Consider the following 17,352-nt stretch of genomic DNA (forward strand, 5'->3'; position numbering starts at 1 on the left):
TACCATGTACAAGCTCTACTACATGCCCGGCGCCTGTTCCCGCGCCATTCACGCCCTGCTCAACGAGCTGCAGCAGCCGGTCGAACTGATTGCGCGGGATTCGGTGGCCGACTTCCGCCAGATCAACCCCACCAACCAGGTGCCTGTGCTGGTGGACGGTGACCTGGTTCTGCGCGAGGGCATCGCCATAGTGCTGCACCTGCTGGAGAAGCACCGCAGCCCGATGCTGCCCGCGGATCCGGCAGAACGGGCCGGGTTTTACCAGTGGCTGCTGTTTGCCAACGCGACCCTGCACCCGGCCTACAGCCTGCTGTTTTTCGGCGCCCGCGCGCTGGAGAGCGACGCGGCAAAGCAGGAGGTGCTGGCCAAGGGGGCGGCGCGGCTGTCCGCGCTCTGGGCCATCGTCGAGGACAGGCTGCAGGACAGGCCCTTCGTCTGCGGCGAGAGTCTCGGCGCCGTGGACATGATGCTGGCGGTCTATTCCGGCTGGGGTCAGGCTTTTCCGCTGGAAATCGAACTGGGCGACAGGACCCGCAGCATGATCGCGCGGGTGCAGGCGCACCCCGCCTTCGCGCAGGCGGTCGAGCGGGAACGGGAAACCGCGACTGCCTGACCGGCCGCTATCGGGGAGCCGGTCCCGGCTCCCCTTTCGCCCACTGGGTCCCAGTAATCGGGCAAAAAAAACCATTGCCGCGCCAACGAATTGAATTGCGCGCCCCATTCCTATAAAAGCGAATTTCAGGAAATGGAATTCCGTCATTTTGCTATCAAGCAGTACCACATAGCTGGCGGAGAAGGGTTGAAGGACCAGACCCGCAGTACCGCCTTGCGCCAGCCACCTCGGGGGAGCCCAGCGGATAGTCCCGTCTTTTGATCACTTCCGTTCCTGGAAAGCCATCAAAAACAATGGGGCATCCACCATGAGAATAACGGTAGTTTCGACATTGATTGCCGGCCTGCTGCTGTCATTTGGCAGCGCGGCGGAACCCGGCAGGGGGGCACTGAAACCCGACCACAACAAAGAGAAGAAGGTCTATATCGTCCAGCTGGCGGAAGAACCGCTGGCTGCCTACGGCGGCCATATCCCCGGCCTGGCGGCGACCAGGCCGCGCGCCAGCCGCAAGCTGGATCCGCAGAGCAGCCAGTACCGCAACTACGCGGATTTCCTCAAGTCCCGCCGAGACAGGGTGCTCTCCTCGGTACCCGGCGCGCGCAAGGTCCACGAGTACAAGGTGGCCTTCAACGGCTTCGCCGCGCTGATGAGCGCCAGGGAGGCCGAGGCGCTGCGCGCGCGCAAGGACGTGCTCGGGGTCTGGGAGGACGAACTGCTCAAACCACAGACGGATTCCACCCGGGATTTCCTCGGCCTGACCGGCTTCACCGGCCCCTGGCTCTGGGGCATCACCGGCGAGGATGTGGTGATCGGCGTGATCGACAGCGGCATCCATCCGGAGCACCCCAGCCTCGCCGATGTGCCCACGCCTAAGCGCGGCGACCGCGGGCGCGCGCTGCCCTTCGGCCCGGTGCCGGAGACCTTCGTCGGCGAGGGCTGCGACTTCGGCAACAGCGAGTTCAACCCCGGCGACGCGCCCTTCGAGTGCAACAACAAGCTGGTCAAGGCGCAGTCCTTCTCCGAATCCTTCCTGACCGTGAACACCCTGGCGGACTACGAGTTCCTGTCCGCGCGGGATGCGGACGGCCACGGCACCCACACCGCCACCACCGCCGGCGGCAACTACGGCGTCGAGGGGCCGAACGGCGGCATCCTCAGCGGCATGGCGCCGCGGGCGCGGGTGGCCGTGTACAAGGTGTGCTGGGACGCGCCGGATCCGGACGACAGCGGCTGCTTCTCGTCCGACTCCATGGCCGCCATCGACCAGGCGGTGGCCGACGGCGTCGACGTGATCAACTTCTCCATCGGCGGCAGCAGCACCAGGTTCAACGGCCCGGACGATATCGCCTTCCTGTTCGCCGCCGATGCCGGTGTCTTCGTGTCCGTCTCCGGCGGCAACAGCGGCCCGGGCGCCGAGACCATCGGCACCCCGTCTGGTGTGCCCTGGGTCACCTCGGTGGCCGCCGCCGAGGACAACCAGAACTTCGGCACCGGTCTGCAGCTGGACGCGCCGGCGGATATCGCCGCCACCTATGAGGGTCTGGAGGGCAATGGCCCTGTCTCCCTGGCCGTTTCAGGTGCCATCTCCGGATCGGTTGTGGTGGCGGAGCCGCTGACCGCCTGTGAGCCGCTGGCCAATGCCGCGGAGATGGACGGGCAGATAGCCCTGGTGATGCGCGGTGGCTGTAGCTTCAGCAGCAAGTACGACAACGCCGCCGCCGCGGGCGCCCGCGCCATAGTGGTCTACAACGACGGCTCTGCCGCGGACCGCATGGATCCGATCGTGATGTCGGCGCCGGACACGACCATTCCCGGTATCATGATCCGCCACCCGGACGGCAACCTGATCGCATCCAGCGCCGACAGCGCCGGCACCCTGAGCCCGGAGATCTCCGTGCCGCGAGTGGACCGTATCACCGGCTTCTCCTCCCGCGGCGCCAACGCCGGCGCGCCGGACATCATCAAGCCGGATGTGGCCGCGCCGGGCGTCGGCATTGTCGCCGGAGACAGCCCGGTGCTGAGCGGCGGCCAGTTGTTCGGAGCCAAGAGCGGCACCTCCATGGCCAGCCCCCACGTGGCCGGTGTGATGGCGCTGCTGAAGCAGGTGCACCCGGACTGGACCCCGGCCATGGCCAAGTCGGCGCTGATGACCACCGCGCGCAGCGACATGCGCAAGTCCTTCGGCCCCGCTGCCGCCGATCCCTTCGATATGGGCGCCGGCGCCATAGATCCAGGCGCGGCCTTCAACCCGGGCCTGGTCTACGACGCGGGACTGGCGGACTACTTCGCCTTCCTGTGCGGCGCGGAGCGGCAGCCGCAGATGCTCGACCCGGCCAGCTGCGGCCAACTGGAATCCAGCGGTTTCTCCCTGGATTCCAGCGACCTGAACCTGGCCTCCATCGGCATTGCCGAGCTGGCCGGCAGCCAGACGATCACCCGCAGGGTGACCAACGTGGCTCGGGGCAACAAATGGTTCTGGGTCTCGGTGGACGCCCCGGCGGGCGTGGATGTACGGGTTGAGCCGGCGGTGTTGCGGCTGAAGGAGGGTGAGAGCGCCAGCTATAGCGTCACCTTTACCGCCACCGGGGCCGCGGACCTGGGCAACTGGGCCTTCGGCGCCCTGACCTGGCAGTCCCTGACCAGCCACCACGCCGCGCGCAGCCCCATCGCGGTGCGCCCGGTGCCCATCGCCGCGCCGGCGGCACTGGGCGCCAGCGGCAGCGACGGCTCGCTGAGCTTCGATGTGCAATTCGGCTACGGCGGCGCCTACCAGGTGGCAATGAACGGCCTGGCCGAGGGCGTGCCCTATCCGGGCGCAGTGGAGGACGGCGCCGATGACCTGATCTTCTTCGAGGTGCCCGAGGGCACCAGCCTCTCGCGGGTGGCACTGTTCGATGCGGATGTGGGTGCCGGCGACGGCTCCGACGACCTGGACCTGCAGGTGTACGGCCCGGCGCCGGACTACCCGCTGGTCGGCAGCAGCGGCTCGCCCACCTCGGCAGAAGCCGTCACCATGCGCAATCCCCAGGCCGGTCAGTACGCGGTGTTCGTGATCGACTACGCCTCGGCCGCCGGCCCGACGCCCTACACACTGTTCAGCTTCAACCTGACCGGCGACAGCGGCAACACAGTGCTGAGCGCGCCGTCGACGGCTGAAGTGGGCGGCACTGGCAGTGTCTCAGTGGAGTGGATGGGACTGGCACCCGGCAGCCGCGCCTTGGGCCTGCTCAGTCACGGCAACGGCACCGAGACTTTCGCCGAAACGGAACTGCTTATCGATACCCGGTAACCGTGCCCGTATCCCCCTCCCGCGCGGAGGGGGAGCTTTCCATCGGCCCCGGATTTCCCGTCCATCGATTCTCGCCGCGGGCAATCAGGGCCCTTTGCGCAGTATGCCCTCGCATACCAGTCCCCTTCCCCTGCCGATATGCACTTTGTAGTGTTTGCCGGAATATTCCACTACTGCTTTATAACCGGAAATAATCACCGGCAGATAGCGCCGACCCGGCTTGGGACAACCCAGGCTGCTATCCTGCCATTGCACTTCCTCCAGCACCACCAGGTTTAAATCCCCGGAACTGACATCCAGGTGCTCAGCCGCGATAGACAACGCCAACTGAGACGCGCTGTCTTCTTCCTTTTCCTGCGCCGCGGTGCCTGCACTGAAAACGAAAATGGCGATCAGACTCATCCAGCGGATAGGCATGGTGTGTCACTCCTGTCGTCACGTGCCCCCCCTACTATTTTTAGCCTCCGTCACAGCCTTCCACCCGTTGGGTACGGATAAAGGCATCGGCAATATCCATCGATACACTGCTGAAATCCCGGAACACCTCCGTCTTGCGATTGATGTTCACGGCCACCGCCATCCGGTAATCCGGCAGTACCATCAGCCAGCTCTGGCCGCCGCGGGAGACGCCACCGTGGTTGGCGTAACGCACAGGGCCCGCCTGTGCAAACTCCTCTTCGAGGAAGCGCCAGCCGAGCGCGTAGTGCTGGGGATTCACTTCCCCACTGGCCAGTTTCTGCGGCGTCCAGAAAATTTCGCGGGTTTGCGGGGAGAGGTATTCATCGTCGAGGTAGCGGCTGCCGAGTTTCACCAGGTCCGACGGCGTGGAAACAAAGCCTCCTCCGGGCAGGCGGTGGCTCAGGTCCACCGGCCGCCACTCGCGCAGCCGGTGTTCCGCACCGGCCCTGCGGTTGCTTTTGTAGGGTGTGGCGATTTCATTCTGGTAATCGCCGCCGGTCGGTGCGGGAATTGTCGCCGTCATTCCCGCCGGCCCGAAGACCTCCTCCTGCATCAGCTGCAGATAGGGCTTTTGCGCCGCCCCGGCCATGGTCGCGCCGAGCAGAACCGTGTGGAAGCTGGTGTAGTGGAACTGGGTGCCCGGCTGATACAGGAGGGGGCTGTCGTCGAACACGTCCAGCGCTTCGGCCATGCTGTCGTAGTGACTCCGCAGCGCCAGGGTCTGGTAGAGGCCCAGCCAGTCCCTGTTTTCCTTGTAGTCCGGAAGGCCGCCCATATGGGAGGCGAGGTGACGCGGCGTTATCTGGGCCCACTCTGTATTGGGCAGAGGCTGTAGGTATTTTGCAATCGGTGCGTCCAATTCCATGTGCCCGCTCTGCACCAGCCGCGCCAGCGCGGTGCCGGTCAGCGCCTTGGCGGTACTGCCGATGCGGAAGCGGGTTGCGATGCTGACCGGGGTTTTCGATTCGATATCCGACCAGCCGGCGGCGCCCGCCCACACCAGCCTGCCACAGGCGGATACGGCGGCGGAGATTGCCGGAGATGCAATTTTCTGCCGGTGTTTTTCGATCGCCATCAAGGAGAGCTGTCCGGCCTCCGCGTAGGCCGGATCGCGGATTTCCTGCACTGACGGGCTATCGCCGGGAAGCTCCAGCCAGCCTAAAGGAGGCAGCGGCATCGAGCCCTTGTTGTAGGCGAAGAACTGGTAGGCGGGCCACAGCAGCCAGCCGAGAAATATCGCCAGCGCCACCGTGGCCAGCAGCGGCTTGTTTATTTTTTTCACGCCAATTCCCTTTTAAATTTTCATTGGTTCCTCGGCAGGAACACTGGGACAGGGATTTTTATTCCGTCGCCCCCGCGCCGATTAAGTACTCGCGTACCGCCGCATTGCGCGCCCGGTTGAGCGGCGTTCTGAATTCATTGCCGTTGGCCATGACACCGAGGTTTACATCGGCTCCCTTCTCCACCAGGAACCTGACCATTTCCAGATGGCCGTGGTGCGAGGCATTGATCAGCGGTGTCTCATCGGTCGGCACTATTCCGTTGATATCCGCCCCCTGTCGGTAAAGCCGTTGGGCAATTTCCAGGTTGCCGGTCATGGCTGCGGCAATCAGTGGGCTGCCGTCCCGCTCTGCGGCCCGGTTTACATCGGCACCCCAATCGATCAGCTGCTCCGCCATGGCATCGTGGCCGGAGCGGATGGCGACAATCAGCGGTGTGCCGTCTCCCGGTACTACAGTGTCCAGGTCCGCGCCCCGCTGGTGGAGCAGTTCGGCCAGTTCCATGCGGTTGTGCTGCGCGGCGGCGATCATCGGGTTGCCATCACCCGGGGACGATAAATTCACGTCCGCCCCGGCACCGATCAGCAGCTCCGCGATCTCGCGCCTGTTATGGCGGACCGCCTCTATCAGGGCGCTACCCTCCCCCGGTACCGGCGTATTGATGTCGAGGCCGTTGTTCAGCATTTCCGTCAGCGCCGGCAGGTCGTTTCTGCGGATGACTTCCATCAGTCGCTCGCCTGCGGCGCGCGACAGGGCTTCGCCCTTGATGAAAGCCAGGTCGATCCGCGGCGCGTATTCCTGTGCGGCGCCCAGGCTGGCGATGGCGAATACGGCACAGGCGGTTGCGGTGGCCAGAAGTTTCGGTGTCTTAGCGGTTTTGAGTTTCAGCACGGCGTTTATCCTCTCGGTCAGGTCCTTCTTTTTACTGAACAGCCCCATGGCCACCAGGTTCTGTTGCCGGGTGATCATCAGCTCGGCACAGTCGAGCAGGGATTGCGCATAGCGCTTGCCACTCTCCAATGCGCGCGCCGCGCGCATGTCACAGGCCAACTCCCTGGAAACATGGATCTTTCGCTCAATCAGTCGCATCACCGGGCTCCCCCAGAAGACGATGGCAACCAGCTCCTGCAGGGTGCCCACCCAGAGGTCCCGGCGCTGGATATGGGCCCACTCGTGCAGGATGATGGGCGCCAGCCGCTCGCTATCGAATCGCTCGACAAGGATTTTTGGCAGCAGGATTACCGGCTCTAACAGGCCCGCGGCCATCGGCGCCCTGGCGCTCGCGGATACGAGCAGCGGACAGGGGACCAGCTGTTTCCCGCAATCCCTGTAGGGCACCGCGGCTCCAACAAGCCGGCGCGTGCGGCGAATCGATCGCACCACACCGACCGAACGCCAGGCGCTGCCCAGCAGCCAGATCAGCAGGAAAATGTACAGGCCTGTGCTCGCCTCACTCACCCAGAGCGCGGAGAGCTGCCACTGGAATTTGTCGCCGGTGGCAGAGGGGCGCGGCGCAGTTTCGGGGAGCGCGACACTGCCGTTGGCCGCCGGCGACGCGGCCACTGCGGCATCTTCTGTCTGCGCGACCACCGCGTCGTGCTCAGCCACCGGTGGCTCCGCGCTCGATACCAGCGACGCAAAGGGAACCAACAGACATATTGCGAAGGCGGTGGTCCAGAGCCAGCTCTGCAGTTCGGCGCTCGGTCGCCACAGCCGAACCGCGGTGGCCAGCAGCAGTATCAGGCAGCCCCCGACCAGCAGGTGGTGCAGGGTAAAGGTCGTGAAGAGTGTCAGTTCAAAGAGCATGGAGCACCCGCCGTTCAGTCCGTTTCGTCGATTTTCCGCTGCAGGGCCTCGAGGTCCTTCAGGTCGATATCCGTTTCCCGGATCAGGTGCTGCGCGAGCAGTTCGGGGGAGCTGCCGAAGAAGCGGTTCAGCAGGCTTTTGAGCGCGCTCTGGCGCGCCTCGGTGCGGCTTATGCGGGCGCGGTAGATAAAGGCGCGCCCCTCCTTGCGGTAGTCGGCGTAGCCTTTCTCCGCCAGGATTTTGCACATGGTCTGCACGGTGGTGTAGGCGGCTGGCTTGTCCGTCGAAAGCGCACCGGCAATGTCCTTCACCGAACTCTCGCCCCGCTCCCAAAGTATTTCCATGATGCCCTGTTCACCGTCGGTGAGCTGATCGGATTTCTTTCTGGCCATGGGTCAGTCTACTAATTCGTTAGTTTTTTTAACTCTAGGAGCACAGATTCCGGTTGTCAACTAATTAATTAGTTTTTCATGAGTGACTGGAGAGTTCATTTTTGCGAATGAAAGGCCTGGTAACGGTAACTGTTTGGCGCCCGGATCAATCCAGTATGCCGCAGCGCCTGCCGCCTTTGCTGTATCCATGGGCCGCTCGCTCGCGGTGGCAAAATTAAGTAATTTAAAAAATTAGGTGCCGTGCCTCGCCGTCGGGAATTCCTCTCCGGCGTGGCCGGCAGGCTGGGAAACTCGTACTGACAAGAACCACGCAAAGAAATGGAAAGCCCATGCGAATACTCTTTTTGGCCGTCCTTTGGCTGTTGGGAAGCACGATGGCCAATGCAACACCTGTGCATTTGGGCCAGTGGCAGCAGCTTGATTTCGACAGTGATCCGGCGCTGAATCAGCACTTTTTCCTGTATGAATTGGCCCGCTCGGAGATATTGTTTGCCGAACAGGTAACCGACAATCCCGCGTTGACGCCGGCACAAAGACAAGCGCTTGTCGTGGCCGTGACGGCCTACCGGCCATTTGCTGCCAACCGGCGTATTCATGTGTTGCGTTCCGACACCGAGCTGTCGGAGGTCACCGCCGCGCTTATGGCCCGGCAAAGCCTGCCCGACGAGTGCCCGATCCTGTGCAAGCCTTATCGCGAGGCCACCGCTGTCTACCGGACCGGGTTCTGGCCGCAGCATCATCAGATGAATGAACAGTGGGGGGCAACATTGATACCCAAACTGGAAAAGCACGGCGAAGCAATCGCGCAGCGGTTGAGTCGACTGCTCCAGACTCCGCTGATCGAGCACCGCCACCAGGTGGATATTGTGCCCGGCTTACCCCAGGGCGCCACCACCTCGGGACGCAGCGCCCATACCCTGATCACCAGCCAGTCAGAGGAGTACCAGGACTGGTTCGCCCTGGAAATGCTGTTTCACGAAGTTGTCCATGTCCGGGCCAGCGGACGGGGAAGCCCTTTGAGAGAGGCATTGAATAGAAGACTCGATGACCGACAGGCCCGCGCCCACCGGAGCCTCTGGCATGCACTGCATTTTTACACCGTGGGGCAGGTGGTCAGAACACACCTGCAAACGGCCGGGGTGGACTATGAGACCTACGCAATGAGCCACGGCGTTTACGACGGCGGCTGGGAAGCCTATGTACCCCTGATGGAAAAGCATTGGGCGCCCTACCTACAGGGCGACACCACGATGGAAGACGCACTGACAAATCTGATCGAAGCATTGCCGAGATCCTAGTCGCCGATCAAATTGCGGTTGTTTAAAAGCGGCTATTTTTTGCGGGACTCGTCGCGCCTGTCCACAGCCAGCGGCGACATCCCGTTTCTCTCGGCAATATCGTCCATCACCCAGGCCAGGGGCTTGTCTATTCCCCGGCGGTAGCTCTCCCAGTCCGCCTCAATCAACACGTCCGGCTGGACCCCCTCGGAAAATTTGTCCTGGAACTTGTAGCTGCGCTTGGAGTAAGTGACGGTCCAGCCTGAGTTGGGCAGGGAAAACCGACCCATGTCCTGGTAGCCGACCGGATTGCCCCCGGTCGGTTCTCCCACCAATTTGGCATTCAGTATCTGTCGGTACTGGGCCGCGTTGCTCATGGCGGCGGAGTAAGTTCTGTTGCCGATCAGGGTATAGACCCCCTGCTCCCAGTCCAGACCATCCACGAGCACCAGCCCCCAGGCCAAGCCGAGGCCGACAAAGAAGTCGCCGCCGCCGTTGTCGCGCAAGTCGATAATCAGGTTTCTGATGCGCTGGTCGTCCAGATAGTCTTTGACGTCTTCGGCGAAATCCTCCATGTCCGAAAAACTCGGGTATCTGCGGAAGTAGAGGTAAGCCGTTTGGCTTGCTTCGTCGGCTGAAAGCCAGAGATCCTCGGATTCGATCACTCGCCTTTCGCGAAACGGCGTCACTTTTGGAAGTAGAGAGTGGGTGACCTGCTTGTGGTACTGCCCCATGGACAGCGGTTGCACGGAAACTTTCTCCACGCGCCCGCCGTCGTCCTCAAACGTGTATTCGGCCAGGTCGAGCCGATCGGTGATGCCCAGGCCGTAGAGGATCTGCACTGCATTGATCTGCCCGGAGAGCCGCACTTTCAGCGAGTGCGCATTCTCCACGCCTTGTACTACCGGGGATAGGCGCGACATCACTTCCTCGGTGGGAATGCCGTCGATAGCCCGAAGTTTGCGGCCGAGCAGATGCCGGTGATCCGCGCCGGTGGCGACCAAGCGAAATTCCCCGTCGATTTTCAGGAAATGGAACGGGAAGAAATCGATATCCCCTTCCCACCAGGCGAACTGTGTATGCCCGTCCTCCACCAACCGGCTGACTCGCATCATCTCGACCAGAAGCTGCTGGTGATTGAGTTCGGGCAGCGACACTTTCAGTTGGCGCAGTTCCACGGCAAACGCTTCCCTGCTTACGCTGTGGTACAGGTTGATATGCTTTGCTTCCAGCTGTTGCCTATAGCTGTCGATATCCTCGGACCAACGCTTCACCTCCGCTTGGGGTAGAGCCTGCGTAAAGCTGCAAATAGTGCAAAGACTTGCCAACAGGGAAACCGATAAACTGAAACGCATCCTTTCTCCTTGTTTGTTTTTCCTTAAGATTGCTAGCGGCAGGGCTTCAGCGGGCTTTTCAGTTCGGAGGAACTGGCCCTGCCGTAGGGCGGGGACAGGCAGCCCCTGGACCAGTCGGCCAGCAAACGGAAATAGTCCTTCGCGTAGCCGGCGGCGCCGCGCGATCGCTGCCGGCAACTATCGAGTACCAGCACCGAGAGCGCACTCAACACCGGCATGGCATCGTAGTCCCAGCGCCTGCTTATCGCATGTTTCAACAGAGGGAGTAAATACGCGTGCGGCCAGCTCCGGCTTTTCTTCGGTGAGTGGCCGCTGGAACAGCTGTTGCGGAACAGGCTCAGAGCACTTCCGCCCAGAGGTCGTACTCGTCGGCGTGGGTCACGCGGGCGCGGATCCTGTCGCCGGGCGCGAGCGACGTTTCGCCATTCAGGTAGACGGCGCCGTCGATCTCCGGGGCGTCGGCCCATGAGCGGCCGATGGCGCCCTCCTCGTCCACCTCGTCGATCAGCACTTCGATTTCGCTGCCGATCCTGCGCTGCAGGCGCGCGGCGCTGATCTGCTGCTGGTGGGCCATAAAGCGCTCCCAGCGCTCCTGCTTCACTTCCTCCGGCACAGCGCCTTCCAATTCGTTGGCGGGCGCGCCGTCCACCGGCGAGTATTTGAAGCAGCCGACGCGATCCAGTTGCGCCTCGGTCAGCCAGTCGAGCAGGTACTGGAAGTCCTCCTCCGTCTCGCCGGGGAAACCGACGATAAAAGTGGAGCGGATAGTCAGCTCCGGGCAGATCTCGCGCCACTTCTTGATGCGCGCCAGAGTCTTGTCCTCGAAGGCCGGGCGCTTCATCGCCTTCAGGATTTTCGGGCTGGCGTGCTGGAAGGGGATGTCCAGGTAGGGCAGCAGCTTGCCCGCGGCCATCAGCGGAATAACGTCGTCCACATTCGGGTAGGGGTACACATAGTGCAGGCGCACCCAGACGCCCATTGACGACAGCGCCTCGCAGAGTTCCAGCATGCGGGTCTTGACCGGGCGGCCGTCCCAGAAGTCCAGCTTGTACTTCAGGTCCACGCCGTAGGCGCTGGTGTCCTGGGAGATCACCAGCAGTTCCCGCACGCCGGACTTGACCAGCCGCTCCGCCTCGCCCAGCACCTCGCCCACCGGGCGGCTGGCCAGCTTGCCGCGCATGCTGGGGATGATGCAGAAACTGCAGCTGTGGTTGCAGCCCTCGGAGATCTTCAGGTAGGCGTAGTGGCGCGGGGTCAGCTTGATGCCTTGGGGCGGCACCAGGTCGACGAAGGGGTCGTGGTTCACCACGGGCGGAACAACTTCATGGACCGCGTTGACCACCTGTTCATACTGCTGGGGACCCGTGACCGCGAGTACGCTCGGGTGCACCTCGCGGATATGTGCCTCCTCCACACCCATACAGCCGGTGACTATCACCCGGCCGTTCTCGGCGATGGCCTCGCCGATCGCATCCAGGGACTCGGCCTTGGCGCTGTCGATAAAGCCGCAGGTATTGACCACCACCACGTCGGCGTCCTCGTAGGTGGGCACCAGCTGGTAGCCCTCGGTGCGCAGCTGGGTCAGGATGCGCTCCGAGTCCACGGTGGCCTTGGGGCAGCCGAGGGAAACGAATCCAACTTTTGGAGTGGTGCTGGTCATGGAGGCTCCAGGGGAGTGCTATCAGTTTGGTTAAAAAGCGGGCAATTCTAACGGCGCCGCGCGCGCTTGGAAAGCGGCCACAGGCCGACAGTCTATAACTTGACCTGGAGCCACCGAGGCGCACAATTGCCGCCCAGCCCAGAAAGTCCAACGGAGAGCCCCCTTGCCCGAACTGATACTGAACCGCGGCGCCGAGCGCCGCCTGAAACGCGGTCACCTGTGGATCTACAGCAACGAGGTGGACACCAAACGCTCGCCGCTCAAGGGCATAGAGCCCGGCAGCCAGTGCCGGGTGCTGGACAGCCAGGGCAAGCCGCTGGGCACCGCGTTTGTCAATCCGGGCCAGCTGATCTGCGGTCGCCTGGTCTCCCGCGGCCCCGAGCTGGACGCAGCCCTGCTGAGTGAGCGCTTGCACACCGCGCTGGCCGTGCGCGAGCGCTATTTCGATCGCCCCGGCTACCGGCTGGTGTACGGCGATTCCGACTGGCTGCCGGGACTGGTGGTGGACAGGTTCGGCGACTACCTGGTGGTGCAGGTGAGCAACTGGGGTATGGAGAAGCTGCTGCCCCAGGTGGTCGACACCCTGGTGCGGCTGGTGGAGCCGAAGGGTATATTGCTGCGCAACGATCACCAGGGCCGCGCCCTGGAGGAGATGCCGCTGGTCAACGAGGTCGCCTACGGCGAGGTGCCGGAGATGGCGCCCTTCGAGGAGAACGGCGTGGCGCTGCTGGCGCCGGTGCACGCCGGGCAGAAGACCGGCTGGTTCTACGACCATCGCGACAACCGCGCGCGGCTGAACCAGTGGGTAAAAGGCCGGAAGGTACTGGACCTGTTTTCCTACGCCGGCGGCTGGGGCGTGCAGGCCCTGGCCAGCGGCGCCGACAGCGCCACCTGCGTGGACGCGTCGGAACAGGCGCTGGAATGGTGCCGCGCCAACGCATCCCACAACGGACTGGCGGACAGGCTGCAGACGGTGCGCGGCAAGGCGGTGGATGTGCTGAAAGCCATGGTGGCCGATGGCGAGCAATTCGACGTGGTGGTGCTGGATCCGCCGGCCTTTATCAAGCGGCGCAAGGACCACAAGGCGGGGCTGTCCGCCTACCGCCATATCAACGAACTGGCGATGCGGCTGCTGGCGGCGGACGGCCTATTGGTGAGCGCTTCCTGCTCCATGCACCTGCAGGCGGACGAACTGCTGGATTGCGTGCGCGGCGCCGCGCACAGGCTGGGCCGGCCAGCGGCACTGCTGACCAGCGGCGGCCAGGGGGCGGATCACCCGGTGCACCCGGCGATTCCCGAGACGCGCTACCTGAAGGCGCACTTCGTGCACCTGTACAAGTAGGTAATAGATGAAGGAAGACCTGCCCTTGTAGGAGCGGCCGCTGGCCGCGATCGAGCTTCTCGACTTCTCCGGAATCCGATCGCGGCCAACGGCCGCTCCTACAGAATGAAGAAGACCGCGGGCACTCTCTTTTAGAATGTGGTCCGCGGCCTTTTTCGTTTGCCGGTAGCGACCGGGTCAGAAGACGAACTTCATGCCCAGGGTCGCGGTGCGCGGGCGGTTGGCGCGGGCGCCGTCCGGGCCGCGGTTGACGATGGCCTGCTCGTCAAGCAGGTTGTCCACCTTCAGGTAGCCACTCAGATCCTCGCTGAAGTCGTAGTGGGCGGCAGCGTCCAGCACCCACAGGGATTCGGTGTGGTCGAACTTGTCGGTGCCGCCGCGGTTGCACTCGGTGCTGACGCACATCTCGTCCTGATAGGCGGCGGTCAGGTTGAGGCGCCAGGCGGCGCCGCTGTCCAGGCCGGCGGACAGGGCGAAAACGTTTTCCGGCAGGTAGGCGAAGTTGTCGCCCGCGAACAGGTCGCCGCCATCGCTGTCTTTGGTGATTTCCGCATCCGTGTAGGTGTAACTGGCCCGCACCGGCAGGTTCCAACCGTTGGCTAGTGCCCACTCACTTCCGATGGAAGCCTCCAAGCCCTTGATTTCAGACTCGCCCAGCTGGTAGCTGCCGCCGTCGGCGCCGTCCGGACAGGGTACGGCGATAGAGCAGTTCTGCACGGTATTTTCGTAGTCGCTGAAGAAGCCGATGGCCTCCCCATAGAGGTTGCCGTCACTGAAGCGCGCGCCCACCTCGTAGTTGGTGGACACTTCCGCACCCACGCCGTCGCTGGCCCCAGCGCCGGGAGGCGCAAAGCCGCGGTGCACACCGGCCAGCAGGCTCCACTGCTCATTCACGTCGTATACCAGGCCCAGGCCCGGCATCCACTCGTCGAGGCTGTTGGACTTGCTGCTGCCCTTTTCACTGCGCTCCGGATCGTTGTAGCGCTGCTGTTCGGTCTCCACGTCCTCGTAGCGCAGGGCTGCGGTCAGGGTCAGCTTCTCTGCAAGCTGGATATCGTCATAGATAAAGAAGGAGGTGGCTTCCGCTTCCTCGACACGGTTGTTGCTCGAGCTTGGGGCACTGATGCCCTGAAATACCAGGCCGCCGTCGATCTGGCTGAAGTTTTCCGTCGGCTGGAAGCGGTCCACCTCATCCCAGTGGCGGCGCAGGCCGAAGGTCAGTTCGTGATCGATGTCGCCGGTGGCCAGCTGCCAGTCGGCGCTCAGCTGCAGGCCGCGGGCCTCGTATTTGCGGTTGTTGTGCTTGATGCCGAAGTCGTAGTCCGCCAGGCCGTCCAGTACAGCCTGGGCGTCGGCGTCGCCACCGTTGGCGTCCTCGATCAGCCCGCCGAGACTGACCTTGAACCAGTCGCGCTTGAACTTGTTGTAGTAGGCCTGGGTGTGCACGGAGAAGCTGTCGCTCAGGGCGATGCTGTGGTTCAGCTGCACGGTGCTGTGGCGGTTCTGCATCTCGTCCAGGGCGCTGATGCCGTAGCGGCGGTTGGGATCCCTGTTGAAGTCCGCGTCGGTCAGACCCAGGTAGCTCATGCCGGACTCCTCTTCGGAGTACTGCAGCTTGATATCCAGTTGCTGCTGGTAGGCAGCGTCGGCGCTGGAGCTCAGGCGCCCCTTCAGCAGGTAGTCTTCCTTGGCGATATCGGCGCTGTCGGCGCGGTCGATGTCGCGAAAGCCATCCGCCTGCTGCTGGTGGGTCTCGAGCAGCCAGCCGGTGTTATCGGAGCTGGTACCGTAGTAGCTGTGCAAGCGGGTTTCGCCGAGCTGGCCGGCCTCCAGTTGCACCATGCCCTCGGAGGCTTCAGGGATCGGCGTGCTCAGCATATTGACCGCGCCGCCGACGGTGAAGGGGCCGTATTTCAGCGTACCCGGCCCCTTCAACACTTCGATGCTGTCCAGCCGGCCGGCGGTGGGGAAGTAGTAGGCCTCGGGCGCAGAGTAGGGTGCCGGGGCTATCAGCACGCCGTCTTCCATCAGGGACAGCTTACTGGAGCGGCCGCTGCCGGAACCGCGGATGCCCAGGTTCGGGCGCAGGCCGTAGCCATCCTCTTCCAACAGATACACGCCCGGTACGGCGCGCACCATGCGGTTGATATCGACGAACTCGAACTTGGCCAGTTCTTCGGCGCTGACCAGGTGGGCCGAGCCCGGCAGCTGGTCGATGGCCTCGGCATCGCCGATCACGGAAATGGTTTCCAGGCGCACATCGCGGTCCTGAGCCAGGGCTGGTGCGGCCACAATGGCAGCCAACGCCAGGGCGAGAGGGGACAGGGAGAAGAGCTTCATGAATCCTCCATGGATTACTGGCTGTTATATGATTGAATTTGTTAATAATAATGATTCTATTTTAACATTTAACGGAGTTTTGAGTTAACAAAACTTTACGGGTTCGAGCGGGTTTCTATCCCCGGGTCCCCCTTCTTTTCTTCCCGGCCTACCCGGAAGGCCGGCGAGTCAGACTAGGAGCTGGCTTTTTCACTGGCTAGGATTGCGAGCAAGTGCTCACTTAGGTTGCAAGAATGATTCGAACGGCACGTCAATCGGACCTGCAAAGACTGGAGCAGCTTTGGTTCTACTCGGTGACAAGCGCACACCCTTCCCTGCCCACACACTACTGGCAAGCCCGCGCGGCGGAGTTCCGCCGCCACTGCCGCGAGGCGGACTGCATGGTGTACACGGAGGTGGACGATGGTATTGCGGAGGGATTTGCCGCGGTCAGGGATCTCGATCGGCTGGAGTGCCTCTGTGTCAGCCCGGCTTTTGCCGGCCGCGGCGCCGGCAGCGAGTTGATGCGCGCGGCCAAGCGCGGCAGGTCCCAGTTGGAGGCCTTGGTTCTGCAGGAGAACCTGGGAGCGCGCTATTTCCTGCAGCAGCACGGCTTCGTGGAGATTGGGCGGCAGCCCAGTGCCGCGGCGGGCCAGGCGGAGATACGGATGTGCTACTGCGCCAGTGGCGCCGCGGCGGCCGGCTGAATCATCCGCCAGCTGTGGTTTGCCCCTTTCTTATAACCGGATCTTATGGATTCACTTCTTTTTATTGTTTCTCACTCGTTCCTGCAGCGGGTAGCATGCTTTTCACCCTACAGATCCAATGCCTCGAGTGTTTTATGGGACTTAACGCCAGCAGCAACGCCATTCGCTCCTACCCGACGCGCACCTTCCACCACGGTGCCGACCTGGAGTCGCTGAACCAGCGCTTCAAGGGGGCCAAGCCGAGCGAGATAATGCGGTTCACGATGGAGCAGGCGGAGAACCCGGTGGTCTTCACCAACTTCCGCCCGCTCGCGGTGGCCTTCCTGCACCTGGTGACCCGCGCCAAACCGGATATCCCGGTGATCTGGGTGGACCACGGCTACAACACGCCGGAGACCTACCGCCATATCGAGCGGGTGGTGAAGGAGTTCGACCTGAACCTGCGCACCTACTCGCCGAAGATGTCCGCGGCCCACTACAACGCCGTCTACGGTGGCATTCCGCCACTGGATACACCGGAGCACGACTTCTTCTCCCGCACCGTGAAGCTGGAGCCCTTCAACCGCGCCATGCAGGAACTGCAGCCGGACGTGTGGCTGAACGGCATCCGCCACGACCAGAACGCCCACCGCAAGAACCTGGATATCTTCACCAAGGGCAACCACGGCACCATCCGCGTCGCCCCCATGTTTCACCTCAGCGAACTGGACGTGGAGGAGTATGTGTACGAGAACGAGTTACCGGACAACGACGTCTACTTCGATCCGACCAAGGGGGAGGAGCACAGGGAGTGCGGATTGTTGCTGGAGAAGTGACTTTTCCAGTCTCAAACTGAAAACGGCCGCAGTTGCGG

At 63.1% G+C, this 17,352-nt stretch carries 15 protein-coding genes; 6 read left to right on the forward strand and 9 right to left on the reverse strand.

Going from position 1 to position 17,352, the window contains the following annotated elements; all coding sequences use genetic code 11:
• The first annotated feature begins 4 nt into the window (after positions 1-4).
• Complete coding sequence (locus AC6R19_RS15020; RefSeq protein ID WP_500580655.1) at positions 5-613, forward strand: glutathione S-transferase family protein; 609 nt, start codon at positions 5-7, stop codon at positions 611-613.
• 307 nt (positions 614-920) lie between these two features.
• Positions 921-3,902, forward strand: coding sequence for a S8 family serine peptidase (locus AC6R19_RS15025; RefSeq protein WP_500580656.1), 2,982 nt, complete (start codon positions 921-923; stop codon positions 3,900-3,902).
• A gap of 84 nt (positions 3,903-3,986) precedes the next feature.
• Here the strand turns inward: AC6R19_RS15025 and AC6R19_RS15030 are convergent, their stop codons facing one another.
• From AC6R19_RS15030 to AC6R19_RS15050, 5 genes are read right to left on the reverse strand one after another with little or no spacing between them, the layout of a single operon-like run.
• Positions 3,987-4,319 carry a DUF8738 domain-containing protein gene (locus AC6R19_RS15030; RefSeq protein ID WP_500580657.1) on the reverse strand — a complete coding sequence of 111 codons (333 nt, stop codon included), beginning with the start codon at positions 4,317-4,319 and terminating at the stop codon, positions 3,987-3,989.
• A gap of 40 nt (positions 4,320-4,359) precedes the next feature.
• Positions 4,360-5,643, reverse strand: a complete 1,284-nt coding sequence (locus AC6R19_RS15035; protein WP_500580658.1) for a serine hydrolase domain-containing protein — start codon at positions 5,641-5,643, stop codon at positions 4,360-4,362.
• 58 nt (positions 5,644-5,701) lie between these two features.
• Positions 5,702-7,447 (reverse strand): M56 family metallopeptidase, encoded by a 1,746-nt coding sequence (locus AC6R19_RS15040; protein ID WP_500580659.1) that lies wholly within the window; start codon positions 7,445-7,447, stop codon positions 5,702-5,704.
• A gap of 14 nt (positions 7,448-7,461) precedes the next feature.
• Positions 7,462-7,839: a BlaI/MecI/CopY family transcriptional regulator gene (locus AC6R19_RS15045; protein ID WP_500580660.1), complete on the reverse strand. Its 378-nt coding sequence runs from the start codon at positions 7,837-7,839 to the stop codon at positions 7,462-7,464.
• A 60-nt stretch (positions 7,840-7,899) separates the two neighbouring features.
• Positions 7,900-8,028: a hypothetical protein gene (locus AC6R19_RS15050; RefSeq protein ID WP_500580661.1), complete on the reverse strand. Its 129-nt coding sequence runs from the start codon at positions 8,026-8,028 to the stop codon at positions 7,900-7,902.
• 140 nt (positions 8,029-8,168) lie between these two features.
• Between AC6R19_RS15050 and AC6R19_RS15055 the strand changes: the two genes are divergently transcribed.
• Positions 8,169-9,137 carry a hypothetical protein gene (locus AC6R19_RS15055; protein WP_500580662.1) on the forward strand — a complete coding sequence of 323 codons (969 nt, stop codon included), beginning with the start codon at positions 8,169-8,171 and terminating at the stop codon, positions 9,135-9,137.
• 32 nt (positions 9,138-9,169) lie between these two features.
• Here the strand turns inward: AC6R19_RS15055 and AC6R19_RS15060 are convergent, their stop codons facing one another.
• The 3 genes from AC6R19_RS15060 to rimO all read right to left on the reverse strand — a co-directional run bounded on the left by AC6R19_RS15060 (position 9,170) and on the right by rimO (position 12,131).
• Positions 9,170-10,390, reverse strand: coding sequence for a S41 family peptidase (locus AC6R19_RS15060; protein WP_500580663.1), 1,221 nt, complete (start codon positions 10,388-10,390; stop codon positions 9,170-9,172).
• Positions 10,391-10,503: 113 nt separating this feature from the next.
• Positions 10,504-10,728 (reverse strand): hypothetical protein, encoded by a 225-nt coding sequence (locus tag AC6R19_RS15065; protein ID WP_500580664.1) that lies wholly within the window; start codon positions 10,726-10,728, stop codon positions 10,504-10,506.
• An 80-nt stretch (positions 10,729-10,808) separates the two neighbouring features.
• Positions 10,809-12,131: a 30S ribosomal protein S12 methylthiotransferase RimO gene (gene rimO / locus AC6R19_RS15070; protein WP_500580665.1), complete on the reverse strand. Its 1,323-nt coding sequence runs from the start codon at positions 12,129-12,131 to the stop codon at positions 10,809-10,811.
• Between the two features lie 163 nt (positions 12,132-12,294).
• Between rimO and AC6R19_RS15075 the strand changes: the two genes are divergently transcribed.
• Entirely contained in the window at positions 12,295-13,473 is a 1,179-nt protein-coding gene (locus AC6R19_RS15075; protein ID WP_500580666.1) for a class I SAM-dependent rRNA methyltransferase, read from the forward strand.
• 177 nt (positions 13,474-13,650) lie between these two features.
• Here the strand turns inward: AC6R19_RS15075 and AC6R19_RS15080 are convergent, their stop codons facing one another.
• Positions 13,651-15,813: a TonB-dependent receptor family protein gene (locus AC6R19_RS15080; protein ID WP_500580667.1), complete on the reverse strand. Its 2,163-nt coding sequence runs from the start codon at positions 15,811-15,813 to the stop codon at positions 13,651-13,653.
• A gap of 233 nt (positions 15,814-16,046) precedes the next feature.
• Between AC6R19_RS15080 and AC6R19_RS15085 the strand changes: the two genes are divergently transcribed.
• Entirely contained in the window at positions 16,047-16,499 is a 453-nt protein-coding gene (locus AC6R19_RS15085; RefSeq protein WP_500580668.1) for a GNAT family N-acetyltransferase, read from the forward strand.
• A gap of 134 nt (positions 16,500-16,633) precedes the next feature.
• On the forward strand, positions 16,634-17,314 hold the full coding sequence (locus AC6R19_RS15090; RefSeq protein ID WP_500580669.1) for a phosphoadenosine phosphosulfate reductase domain-containing protein: 681 nt from the start codon (positions 16,634-16,636) through the stop codon (positions 17,312-17,314).
• Positions 17,315-17,352: the final 38 nt, after the last annotated feature.

Source organism: Microbulbifer sp. SE14, assembly GCF_059834885.1.